Source organism: Halomonas sp. BC04 (assembly GCF_000568385.1).
On record NZ_AZQX01000104.1, the window covers coordinates 1 to 12,093 of the forward strand.

Consider the following 12,093-nt stretch of genomic DNA (forward strand, 5'->3'; position numbering starts at 1 on the left):
GGGGGCTGGTCCTGGCGATCGGCGTGCCCACCCTGTGGCGCTACAGCGGCGAGTCGGTGCGTCACTACGCCGATCCGGAGACCCACTTCCGGCACGGCTCCATCGGCAGCGAAGTCAGCGGGCTGCCGGTCCGGCTGTGGCGGGTACTGCCGAGCCTCTTCCCGGAAGTCTTCGACGATCGGCACTACGAGGTATTCGGCTTTCTCTACGCGCCGGGCGACGAGCCGAGCCGTGGGGATCTGCCCATCGGCCTCGGCACTCGGGAGGTGCGCGGCGTTGAGGTCGCCTGGTTCAACTGTGCGCTCTGCCATGTGGGGACGGTCCGCGAGTCGCCCGATGCTCCCCGCGGCAGATCTCCGGCATGCCGTCCAACAACCTGGACCTCTACGGCTTCATCGGCTTCCTGCTGGAGATCGCCGATGACCCGCGGCTTGCGCCGGATCGCGTGCTCGACGAGATGGATGCCCAGGGGCAGCGGCTGGGCTGGATCGAGCGGCGGGTGTGGCGCTATGCGGTCCTGCCCCAGGTGCGCGAGGGGCTGCTGGCGACCCGGGCGATGCTCGAGCCGCTGCTGGTCGAGCAGCCGCCCTGGGGGCCGGGGCGCGTGGATACCTTCAATCCCTACAAGCTGCTCCAGTTCGACATGGACGTGGCAGAGCTGGATGAGTCAGAGCGGATCGGCACCAGCGACTTCCCCGCCGTCTTCCTGCAGCGCCCCCGCCAGGGCATGGATCTGCACTGGGATGGCAACAACGCCTCGCTGCAGGAGCGCAACCTGAGCGCCGCCATCGGCGCCGGGGTGACCGAGGAGAGCGTCGACCACGCCGGTATCGAGCGGGTGGCCGACTGGCTGCTGGACCTCGAGCCGCCGCCCAGCCCCTACCGCCCCGATCCCGACGGTGTGGCCGCCGGCAAGTCGCTGTACATGCGCCACTGTGCCGACTGTCACGGCTACCAGGACGGCGACCGTTACGTCTTCGAAGGGGAGCGCCTCGGCCAGGTCGAGCCCAACGACCGGCTTGGCGTCGATCCGGCCCGGCTCGACAGCTACACCGAGACCTTGCAGCGCTATCAGCTGACCCTGTTCGAGGACGACGACCGCTACCGCTTCCGCCATTTCCAGAAGACTGACGGCTACGCCAACCTGCCCCTCGACGGGCTCTGGCTGCGGGCCCCCTATCTGCACAACGGGGCCGTACCGACCCTTTATGACTTGCTGCTGCCGCCGGAGGAGCGCCCGGAAGCCTTCGTGCGGGGGCTGGATGTACTGGATGAGGAGAAGGGCGGGTTCGTGGCGCCCGACTGCACGCCAGGCGAGCCGCTGGAAAATGGCTTCTGTTTCGACACCAGCCAGCCCGGCAACGGCCGCCAGGGGCATGTCTATGGTACCGAGCTGACGGCGCAGGAGCGTTCGGACCTGCTCGATTATCTACTTACATTTTAGGGCAACCGGCCCGGGAGCACTGATATGCAGACCTCACACGATGTGTTCGGGACCTACCGGCGGGTGATGCAAGTGGGCATCGCCCTCAATGTGCTGCTGGGCCTGTGGCTCTGGCTCTGGCCTGTCAGCCTGCTGGGCGTCATGGGCGCCGACCTGCCGTATCCGCTGACCTGGGTGCGCTATGCGGGTCTGGCCATGATCGTGGTCGGACTGCTCTATCTGCCGGCCGCCCTGTCACCGCTGCACAATCGCCTGGTGGCGCTGCTGTCGATCCTGTTCCGGTCGCTCTTCGCGCTCTTCTTCCTGTTCGCCTCGGGCTTGCTGTGGCTGCCGGCCCTGTTCGAGGCGGTGTTTGCCGTTTTGCAGGGTGTGACCTTCTGGCGGGCCTGGCGCACGGACTTGATGGCGAAGCCCTGACGCAGGGATTCGGCAAATGGCACCCGTCGTTTACTTGTCGGTCATTTCAGTTTTTTCTGCTATACATAGTTCTATAAACTACAAATGGTGACGGGATGTCATTGACTGGCTTGCTGTCGATAACTCGACGGTATGCGCTCGCAGGGATACTGGCCGGGCTGTCGACGACAGCGGCTGGCAGCGTAGAGAGTTCGGCGTCGGTACCGGCCATCGGATGGGCGGTGCTCGCCATTGTGGCTATGGCGTGCATGGTGTTGGCGGCCGTGGGTGGTGCATTGTGGGCTCAGCGCAGAGTGGCGAGAGATCACGCTGAGTTGATGGTCGGCAAGGAAAAACAGGCCAATGATGCGGATGACACGACCTATTCGCTGTGCGGCACTTCCACGGATATCACCGAGTGCCATGCGATTCAGGAGAGCAATTATCGCCTGACTTTCTATGATTCGCTCACAGGCTTGCCCAACAGGCGCCTGATGCTCGATCGCCTGGAAATGGTGGTCAAGGGATCCCGCCGTACGGATCGCTATGCGGCGCTGATGTTCATCGATCTGGATAATTTCAAGCTGGTGAACGACACCCAGGGGCTCTATCAGGGCGATCATCTCCTGCGCCACGTTGCCGAACACCTTTCGCGTGCGGTGCGGGAGAGCGACACCCTCGCGCGGCTGGGGGGCGATGAATTCGTCCTGCTGATTCATGATCTGGCGCCCGATCAGGAGCAGGCGGCTCATGCGGCCGAGCTCGTGGCGGAAAAGCTGTTGACGCGCATTCTGGAAGCCCAGCAGGAGCAGGAGCAGGCCCTGACCCTGCCGATTACCGGCAGCATCGGCGTCACGCTGTTTGCCGACGGCGAGACCAGCGTGGAGAGCGCCATGCAGCAGGCCGACATGGCGCTGCAGCAAGCCAAGGGGGCGGGGGGCAACACGGTGCGCTTCTTCAATTCCACGATGCAGGCCGCGGTGATGGCACGTGTCCATCTGGAAGCGGACCTGCATCAGGCCCTCGCTCGGGATGAATTCCGCCTGCATTACCAGGTGCAGGTGGACTCCCTGTCACGCGTCACCGGGGTCGAGGCGTTGATTCGCTGGGAGCATCCTCAGCGTGGCATGGTATCGCCGGGCATGTTCATTCCCCTGGCTGAAAAGAACCGACTGATTCTGCCGATCGGGTACTGGGTCCTCGAAACCGCCTGCCGTCAGCTTGCCGCCTGGGCGCATGAGCCGGAGCGGGAGAGTCTGAGCATTGCCGTCAACGTCAGTTCCGTGCAGTTCCACCAGCCGGACTTCGTGGTGAAGCTTCAGCAGATACTGGAAGAGACGGCCGCCGACCCTCGCCGGCTGACGCTGGAGGTGACCGAGAGCCTGCTGATGGATGACCACCAGCGGGTACGCGGGATCATGCTGCGACTCAATCAGCTCGGCATCCGTTTCGCCCTGGACGACTTCGGTACCGGGTACTCTTCGCTGAACTACCTCAAGCGGTTGCCACTGGACGAATTGAAGATCGATCAATCCTTCGTCGACGGCGTGCTCGACGACGCGGTGGATGCCGCCATTGTCCAGGCCACCATCACCCTGGCGGCGAGCCTCGGCCTCGACGTGACCGCCGAAGGGGTGGAGTCCGAGGCGCAGCACCAATGGCTCCTGGCGCACGGCTGCGAAGCTTCCAGGGCTATCTCTTCGGCAGGCCGCAACCGGTGGCGGAGCTGCAGGTTGGCCAGGTCGCCTGTGCCCATGATACGTGACCGGTCATCGCTGGGTTTTCCCACCGGCTCCCTGTCTGGGGTAAGCTGTGTCACGTGCCATACATTAGCGGCGGGCTGTGTTCCACTACTGCCGCTCACTAAAACACTGGAGAGTCTTCATGCCCTTTCGTTCCTTGCTTGCCGCCGCTGTGCTGATGCTGCCGCTGACCGCCATGGCAGAGGCGCCCAATATCGTACCCGGACAGTGGCAGTTCACCAGCACCACCTCGGTAAAAGGCGACATGCCGATTCCCGATCAGACCGAGAGCCACCAGGAGTGCATCGTGCAGGGCGATCTCGACGATGCCGACTTCCAGTTCCTGGAAGTGGAGGATGGGTGTGAGCTGCTGGAGCACAACGTGTCCGCAGACGGTGTCGACTACAAGATGGTATGCCACGCCGATGGTGGCCAGGCCGACATCGACGGTCGCATGGATTTCCTGGGCGAGAGCGTCGAAGGCAACGTCAATATCCAGACCGACTCGCCGATGGGTGAGATGACCATGAACACGACCATCGAAGGCGAGCGCCTCGGCGACTGCTGAACGGCCGCCAATAGCAGCAGACACGAAGCGGTAGACACGAAGGCCACCCCAGGGTGGCCTTCGTGATTGGTGCCTACTTGTTGATTCAGGTGTCTCGTGAGGCCGTGCCAGCGGTCATCTCCGCTTCCAGGCGGCGTTTCACGTCGCCGGGGGAGCCGGTATGGCGCGCCAGCAGGTCGTAGGCCACCGGCACCACGAACAGCGTGAACAGGGTGGCAGCGGCGACGCCGGAGAGGATCACCGTGCCGATCACCATGCGCGACTCGGCGCCGGCACCGCTGGATACGATCAGCGGGATCGAGCCGGCCATGGTGGTCACGGCGGTCATCAGGATCGGACGCAGGCGCGTCACCGCAGCGTCGAGCAGGGCGTCGCGGAAGGCCAGGCCTTCGTCGCGCAGCTGGTTGGCGAACTCCACGATCAGAATGCCGTTCTTGGCCGCCAGGCCGATCAGCATCACCAATCCCACCTGGCTGTAGATGTTGAGCGACTGGCCGGTGACGAACAGCCCGAGCATGGCGCCGCTCATGGCCAGCGGTACCGTGAGCATGATGACGAAGGGGTGAATGAAGCTCTCGAACTGGGCAGCCAGCACCAGGAACACCACCAGTGCTCCCAGGATCAGCAGGAAGGTGGTGGCACCGCTGGCCTGTCGGAAGTCGCGGGAGGCGCCGCTGACGTCGGTCTGGGCCTGCCCGGGGAGGACCTCGGCGGCGGCGGCTTCCAGGTACTCCAGTGCCTCGCCCAGGGAGTAGCCGTCGGCCAGGTTGGCTTCGATGGTGATGGCGCGCAGCCGGTTGAAGCGATTCAGCGTGCTGGCGCCGGCAAAGTCCGAGAAGCTCACCAGGCTGGCCAGGGGGATCAGCTCGCCCGAGCGCGCCGAGCGCACCTGGATGTTGTCCAGCGCGCGGGGACTGGCCTGGCTGGCCCGGTCGCCCTCGACGATGACGTCATACTCCTGGCCGTTGTCGAGGTAGCGCGTCACGTTGCGCCCGCCCAGCAACACCTCGAGGGTGCGGCCGATCTCGGTGACGGTGACCCCCAGGTCGGCTGCACGGGAATAGTCGATGTCGACACGCAGCTGGGGTTGGGTCTCGCGATAGTCGCTGTCCAGCCCGATCAACCTCGGGTTGTCCTCGCGGATATGCTCCATCAGGGTGTCGCGCCACTGGGCCAGCTCTTCATAGGTGCCGCCGCCCAGCACGAACTCCACCGGCTTGCTGATGCGCTGGCCGAAGCCCTGGCGCATCACCGGAAAGGCCTGCACGCCGGGCAGGTCGGTCAGTTCCCGGCGAACCTCGTCCATGATCGTCCAGGCATCACGACGCTCGCCCCAGGGGGCCATGCTGATGATGGCGAAGCCGCCGTTGAAATTCTCGATGTTGCCGAAGCCGCGCGGGGCCCGTACCACCACTCGCTCCAGCTCACCGCTTTCCAGCAGGGGGTCGAGCCGGGTCTCGATCTCGTCCATGTAGTCCATTATATAGTCGAAGGTGGCCCCTTCCGGGCCGTTGACCAGGATGATGAAGCTGCCGCGATCCTCCTGGGGGGTGTACTCGCTGGGCAGCAGGTCGGCGAGCCAAACCGTCGCGGCGATCAGCGCCACGAACACCGCAAGCACCGCGGCACGCGCCTTGAGCACCCAGACCAGCAGGGTGCGATAGATCCGCTGGGTCAGCTCGAGCAGCCACTGCACGGCCAGGGCAATGCGACCCTCGTGCATCGAAGGCTTGAGGATCTTAGAGGCCATCATCGGGGTCAGGGAGAGCGCCAGCACGCTGGAGATGGCCACGGCGGCGGCCATGGTCAGGGCAAATTCGGTGAACAGGCGCCCGACATTGCCCTGCAGGAAGGCCAGCGGCACGAACACGGCAATCAGTACCAGGGTGGTGGCAATGACGGCAAAGGCGATCTGGCGGGTGCCGCGAAAGGCGGCCACCAGTGGGGTCTCGCCGTAGTCGTGCATGCGCCGGTGAATGTTCTCCAGTACCACGATGGCGTCATCGACGATCAGGCCGATGGCCAGCACCAGGGCGAGCAGGGTCAGCAGGTTGATCGAGAAGCCCATCAGGGCCAGCGCCATGAAGGCACCGACCATCGCCACCGGCACCGTGACCGCGGGTATCAGGGTGGTGCGCACGTTGCCCAGGAACAGGAAAATGACCGCGACGACCAGGCCCATGGCGATGAACAGCGTGATTACAACCTGCTTGATGGCACCGGAAACGAAGACCGAAGCGTCGTAGTTGAGGCTTAATGACATGCCCTCCGGCAGGCTGTCCTGCACCCGCGCCAGTTCCGCCTGTACACCCTCGGAGACCTCCAGCACGTTGGCGGTGGACTGCTTCATGATCCCCAGGCCCACCATCGGCACGCCGTTGGCCCGAAAGATCGAGCGATCTTCCACCGAGCCGATTTCCACTCTCGCCACGTCGCCCAGGCGTATCAGGTAGCCATCGGAACTCTGGGTCAGCGCCAGGCGCTCGAAGTCATCCGGCTGGTTGAAGGTGCGCGGCAGGCGGACCATGAACTGTCGGTCCCGAGATTCGATCGACCCGGCCGGAAGTTCGACGTTCTCTGCACGCAGGGCGCTTTCCACGTCGCCCACGGTGAGATTGCGGGCCGCCAGCGCGTTGCGGTCGAGCCACACCCGCATGGCATACTCCCGTCCGCCCCCCACGCGTACCCGCGCCACGCCGGGCTGCACCGAGAAGCCGTCCACCAGATAGCGGTCGGCATAGTCGGTGAGTTCGGGAATCGTGTAGTCGTCGCCGGAGAGGGAGAGCCAGAGCACCACTTCCTCGCTGGAGTCGGCCTTCTGCACTTCCGGTGGGTCGGCTTCGTCGGGCAGGTTGCGCAGGGCGCCGGAGATACGGTCGCGCACATCGTTGGCCGCGGCATCGATGTCCATGTCCAGGCGGAACTCGATATTGATCCGCGAACGGCCGTCCTGGCTGGAGGAGGTAATCAGCTGAATGCCCTCCACCCCGGCGATGCGGTCCTCCAGCAACTGGGTGATCCGGGTCTCCACCACGCTGGCTGAGGCGCGGCGTAGCGGGTGTCGATGCTGACCACCGGCGGGTCGATGGAGGGGTACTCCTGCAGCGGTAGGCGCTGCATGGCCAGCAGGCCGAAGGCCACGATCAGCAGCGCCAATACCGTGGCCATCACCGGGCGCTGGACGGAGAGGTCCGAGAGCCGCATCAGCTGCTTCCCTCACTGCGGTTCTGCTCGAGTATCTGGCGAATCGTGGCCTCGTCGTCGGCGATGCCCAGCAGCCTAACACTGTCCCCTTCCCGGGCGCGCTGCAGCCCGTGGTTGACCACCAGCTCCCCTTCGGACAGGCCTTCGAGTATCTCGACCTGTCCGGTGCGGCGCTCGCCCACGGTGACCCGGCGGCGCTCGAGCCGGTTGCCGTCGGCTTCATCGATTACCATCACATACTGCCGGTCCCCGCTGGGAACGAGCACCGATTCGGGGGCCACCACGGCCTGTCGGGGGCTGCGCTGCACCACCACTTCCATCAGCATGCCCGGGCGCAGCCGAAGCTCGGGGTTGGCCAGCTCGGCGCGCACGCTGACGCTGCGGCTGACCGGGTCGACCCGCGAACCGATGCTGGCCACCTCGCCCTCGAAGACCTCGTCGGGAAAGGCGGCGCTGTGCGCGGTCAGCGGCAGGCCGGGCTCGAGTATCGCTAGAAAGACCTCGGGCACATTGAAGTCGAGCTTCATCACGTCGGTCTTGTCCAGGGTCACCAGTTGGGTACCGGGGGTGACCAGGCTACCCACGCTGATGTTACGAAAGCCCACCCGGCCGTCGAAGGGGGCGCGCAGCCGGTAGTTGGTCAGGCGCGCCTCCAGCCCCTGGATCTCGGCCTCCACCTGACGCAGCCGTGCCTGGCTATCCTCGACGTCGGCGCGGGGGGCCATGTTGCGCTCCTGCAGCTGCGTGAGCCGAGTGACCGCACTGCGCCGCTCGTCGCGCAGGGCCTGGGCGGCGCGCAGCTGCGCCTGTTGCTCGCCATCCTCCAGGCGGATCAAGAGCTGGCCTGCTTCCACCAGGTCGCCGTCGCGAAAATTGAGCTCGGCGACGATCTCGGTAACGGTGGCTGACAGGGTGACGCTCTCGTCGGCGCGCAGGGTGCCCAATGCCTCGAGGGGATCGGACCAGGGCTCTAGTGTTACCCGGGAAGCAATCACCGCGGTACGCTCCTGGGCGGCCAGCGGCAGGCTCAGAAGGAGAAGCTGGCTCAGAAAGAGAAGCAGCAACAAGAGAGGGGCGCGCCACGTGGTGATGGGCTTGAGGGGTGAAATAGTGTTCATCAGGGCTCTTGTGGCGAAACAGGCGATGCATGACGGTTAGACGGGCCCACAATCCATTGGAGCACAGTGATAATTCTAGCCACGCGGCTTGGCGAAAGTATGGCAACAATTCACAAGTTAAACGTGGCGAAAAAAGTTATTGTACGCTAGTTGTACAATAATAGAAGCGAGTTGGCGGTGGGGCATGGCCGGCCCTTGGGAGGGGCCGGCGGCTGGGTTACTCGGGGGCTTCAACGCCTCCCATTTCGTCGATCAGCTCGGCGAAGGCGTCGCGCTGGGCGTAGAGTGTATCGGTCAGTTCCGCCTCGTCCATGTAATTGACCGGCAGTAGCAGGCGCTCCTCGGTCACTTCAATGAAACGCTCGTCCTGAGTGGCGGCTTCCAGCGCGTCGGCCAGACGCTGCGCGCGCTCGTCCGGCACGTTTTTGGGCAGGGCGGCCATGAGAATGTCGCCCGGCGTGATGTCGTAACCGGCCTCGACCAGCGTTGGTGCATCCGGAAAAGCGACGAGGCGATCTTCGGCCAGGCTCAGCAGCACGGGCATTTCCCCGGAATCGGCATAGCCGGAGTGGGTGCCGCCGCTATAGGCGAAGTCGACATCGCCGGACAGGATCAGCGGGGCCATGCCAGCACCGCCCGCAGTGGGCACGATGCGCAGCTCCAGCCCCTCCTGTTCGGCAATATAGTCGATGATCAGCCTGTCCTGGGCTGTCTGGGTGGCATAACTGACGCCCGGGTTCTTGCGGGCATAGTCGAGCAGCTCTTCCCAGCTGTCGCCGAAGGGCCGGTCCTCGCCGGTGACGATGCCGGCCTGCGCCAGGGAAACCGCCGAGATATAGCGGAAGTCATCCATGTCGTAGTCGACGTCGGTGGCCAGGGGGCCGAAGGTGATCGGCGAGGTCGGGCCGTAGAGGAAGGTGTAGCCCTCGTCATCGTTGTTGACCAGCCGCGTCAGGGCCACGCCCATCCCGGCACCGGGCTGGTTGACCACGTTGACCGGCTGGCCGAGCTCATCCTCCAGCACATTGGCCAGGACACGGCCCTGGATATCGGTACTGCCCCCGGCGCCAAAGCTATCACCATGGTCAGGGGTTGGCTGGGGAAGTCGTCCGCCTGCACCAGGCCGCCTGCGAACAGCGTAGTGGCCAGCAGCGCACCACCCAACATTGCCTTCTTCGGATACGTCATTGTTGAACCTCTATTCCTTGTTGTGATGTTTCTTCGGTTGGCCCGTAGACCCTAGCACAGCCTGGGGTGGCTGTTTTTTCTGAATCGGCCTCGGATGGGCGCCGTCGTATGCGGCTGCTAGAATGCGCGCCCTGACAGCAGTGGCCGGGAGACGTAAGCGCATGACCTATGACGTGGTGGTGATCGGGGCGGGGGCCGCCGGGTTGATGTGTGCACTGACGGCCGGCTACGGCGGGCGGCGGGTGCTGGTCATCGACCATGCCAACAAGGCGGGCAAGAAGATTCTCATGTCCGGCGGGGGGCGCTGCAACTTCACCAACCTGGCGACCGGCCCGGCCAACTTCTTCTCGGCCAATCCGCACTTCTGCATTTCGGCACTGAAGCGATACCGGCCCGAGCACTTCGTGGAGCTGATCGAACGCCATGGCGTCGACTACGTGGAAAAGGCGCCGGGCCAGCTTTTCTGCGCCGATTCCGCCAAGGAAATCCTGCGGGTTTTGCTCACCGAGTGCGACTGGGCCGGTGTCGATATTCGTCTGCAGAGTTCGGTGGAGCGCATCGAGCGACAGGGAGAGGGCATGCAGTTGCTGACGTCACTGGGCCGTATCGAGGCCGGTGCGGTGGTGGTCGCCTGCGGCGGGCTGTCAATTCCCACCATGGGGGCCACTGGCTTTGGCTACGACATCGCCCGGCAGTTTGGCCTGGCGGTCACCGATACTCGCCCGGCACTGGTGCCCTTTACTCTGACATCCCAGTGGAAGGCACGGGCCGAGGCGCTCTCGGGGGTGGCCTGCGACGTGGCGGTGAGCGTTCTGCGTGATGGCCAGAGAGAAGGGCCGGGGCGCGAGCGGCGCTATCGTGAGCCTCTGCTGTTCACCCATCGGGGTCTCTCCGGACCGGGCATGCTGCAGATTTCCAGTTACTGGCTGCCCGGCGACGAACTCGAGATCGACCTGCTGCCCGGCCTCGACGTGGGGGAGGATCTGGCTGCCGCGCGGCGGCAGCATCCCCGACGTCAGCTCTCCACCTGGCTGAACGAGCGTCTGCCCCGGCGCCTGGCGCAGTCACTGGTGGCGTGGCATGACGAGGATCCGACCTTAGCCGAACTCTCCAATGCCCGCATCGATGCGTGGCAGGGACACCTCAATCGCTGGCGCCTCAAGCCGGCGGGCACCGAAGGCTGGCGTACCGCCGAGGTGACCATGGGGGGTGTGGATACCCAGGCGATCTCCTCGAAGAGTTTCGCCGTCGATGGACTACCGCAGCTACGCTTCATCGGCGAGGTGCTCGACGTGACCGGAGAGCTGGGCGGCTATAACTTCCAGTGGGCCTGGGCCTCGGGGGTGGCCTGTGGCAATGCCCTGTGACCATTGAGCATCTCCTGGCTTAGGCGACACGCTTCAAGGCTCGATGGCCACTCCATGTTGGGTGACTGCGCTTCATGCCACGTTGGTCCAAGCTCGGGCCGGTGGTCTATGCTCATGGCAGGAACGCTGGCTTGGAGATTACGCGATGTCCATGATTGCCGTACATGATTCCTCGACCACAGATGGCTCCTACGCCGATCAGGTGGTGGACGAGGCTGTCCGCCAGGCCGAGGAGAAAGGCTGGGAGGCGGTACGCCTGACGGAGGTGGCCCATGCTCTCGAGTTGCCCATGTCACTGGTACTGAAACGGTTTCGCGATCTGGATGCGGTAGCCAATGCCTGGTTTCAGCGTGGATTGCAGGCGATGCTCGCTGAAAAGCCGGATACCTTCGAGGATTGGCCCGAGCGGGTTCGCATCGAGCACTGCCTGCTGGCCTGGTTCGATGCCTTTGCCGCCCATCGCCGGGTCACGGTGCAGATGCTGCGGACCAAGGCCCACCTGCCGCATCTGCATACCTGGGTTCCCATGGCCTTCGACCTGTCGCGTACCGTCCAGTGGCTGCGCGAGGCGGCGCAGCTGGAGGCGCGCTACGGAACCCGGCGGGCCCAGGTCGAGGAGGTGGCACTGACCAGCCTGTTCCTGGCTACTCTTGCCGTCTGGTCCCGCGATGTCAGCGATGGCCAGCGCCGTACCCGACAGTTCGTGGAACGCAGGCTCAAGCGCGGGGAAAGCTGCATGAAGTGGGTCCCGGGCATGAAGCGCAAGGCGGCAAGCCCGGCTTCGGCTTCCCTGTAGCGGCAACCCCACCGGGAGTCCTTCGGCCTCCAGCCGCCGATGCCTCGGACCGGAGCTGAAGCTTTTATATGGACCGTCCCGTTGTGCAAGCCCGAAACGTATCGGCGGGGGGGTGAGACTGCACGCTTATATCCGGCCTGTCAGTGGCACTTCATCGGTGCCTGGCCATGATGGGATGCGCGCTCTCCGATCTGATCTCCGACTCGGCCTCAACATCGGCCATCAAGCTTCACAGAGTAGCGGAGAGCCGGTCTGACCTGTCCTGCCATC

General features: G+C 64.7%; 9 protein-coding genes and 1 pseudogene. 6 read left to right on the top strand and 4 right to left on the bottom strand.

Features of this window, described 5'->3' with window-relative positions:
- Window positions 1-311 (bottom strand): hypothetical protein (locus Q427_RS28705; protein WP_155833478.1); only part of this gene is annotated, 311 nt, incomplete at its 3' end.
- 50 nt (window positions 312-361) lie between these two features.
- Between Q427_RS28705 and Q427_RS07500 the strand changes: the two genes are divergently transcribed.
- The 4 genes from Q427_RS07500 (at window position 362) to Q427_RS33555 (ending at window position 4,150) form a co-directional block, all read left to right on the top strand.
- A complete protein-coding gene (locus tag Q427_RS07500) occupies window positions 362-1,444 on the top strand; it encodes a hypothetical protein (protein WP_051496209.1) in 1,083 nt (360 codons plus the stop codon).
- Between the two features lie 24 nt (window positions 1,445-1,468).
- Window positions 1,469-1,861, top strand: coding sequence for a hypothetical protein (locus Q427_RS07505; RefSeq protein ID WP_043512525.1), 393 nt, complete (start codon window positions 1,469-1,471; stop codon window positions 1,859-1,861).
- 95 nt (window positions 1,862-1,956) lie between these two features.
- Window positions 1,957-3,948 carry a putative bifunctional diguanylate cyclase/phosphodiesterase gene (locus Q427_RS36080; RefSeq protein WP_081785879.1) on the top strand — a complete coding sequence of 664 codons (1,992 nt, stop codon included), beginning with the start codon at window positions 1,957-1,959 and terminating at the stop codon, window positions 3,946-3,948.
- On the top strand, window positions 3,848-4,150 hold the full coding sequence (locus Q427_RS33555; RefSeq protein ID WP_331280564.1) for a DUF3617 domain-containing protein: 303 nt from the start codon (window positions 3,848-3,850) through the stop codon (window positions 4,148-4,150). The genes Q427_RS36080 and Q427_RS33555 overlap by 101 nt, the downstream gene beginning before the upstream one ends.
- 85 nt (window positions 4,151-4,235) lie before the next feature.
- Here the strand turns inward: Q427_RS33555 and Q427_RS07520 are convergent.
- The 3 genes and pseudogenes from Q427_RS07520 to Q427_RS07530 form a co-directional block, all read right to left on the bottom strand.
- Window positions 4,236-7,354 (bottom strand): annotated as a pseudogene (locus tag Q427_RS07520) (efflux RND transporter permease subunit).
- Complete coding sequence (locus Q427_RS07525; RefSeq protein ID WP_051496212.1) at window positions 7,354-8,472, bottom strand: efflux RND transporter periplasmic adaptor subunit; 1,119 nt, start codon at window positions 8,470-8,472, stop codon at window positions 7,354-7,356. Before Q427_RS07525 ends, Q427_RS07520 begins: the two are co-directional and overlap by 1 nt.
- Window positions 8,473-8,689: 217 nt before the next feature.
- Complete coding sequence (locus tag Q427_RS07530) at window positions 8,690-9,496, bottom strand: tripartite tricarboxylate transporter substrate binding protein (protein WP_231613514.1); 807 nt, start codon at window positions 9,494-9,496, stop codon at window positions 8,690-8,692.
- A gap of 325 nt (window positions 9,497-9,821) precedes the next feature.
- Here Q427_RS07530 and Q427_RS07535 point away from each other — a divergent pair, with 325 nt between their 5' ends.
- Window positions 9,822-11,027, top strand: a complete 1,206-nt coding sequence (locus tag Q427_RS07535; RefSeq protein ID WP_043512529.1) for an NAD(P)/FAD-dependent oxidoreductase — start codon at window positions 9,822-9,824, stop codon at window positions 11,025-11,027.
- A gap of 145 nt (window positions 11,028-11,172) precedes the next feature.
- Entirely contained in the window at window positions 11,173-11,823 is a 651-nt protein-coding gene (locus Q427_RS07540) for a TetR/AcrR family transcriptional regulator (RefSeq protein ID WP_051496213.1), read from the top strand.
- Window positions 11,824-12,093: the final 270 nt, after the last annotated feature.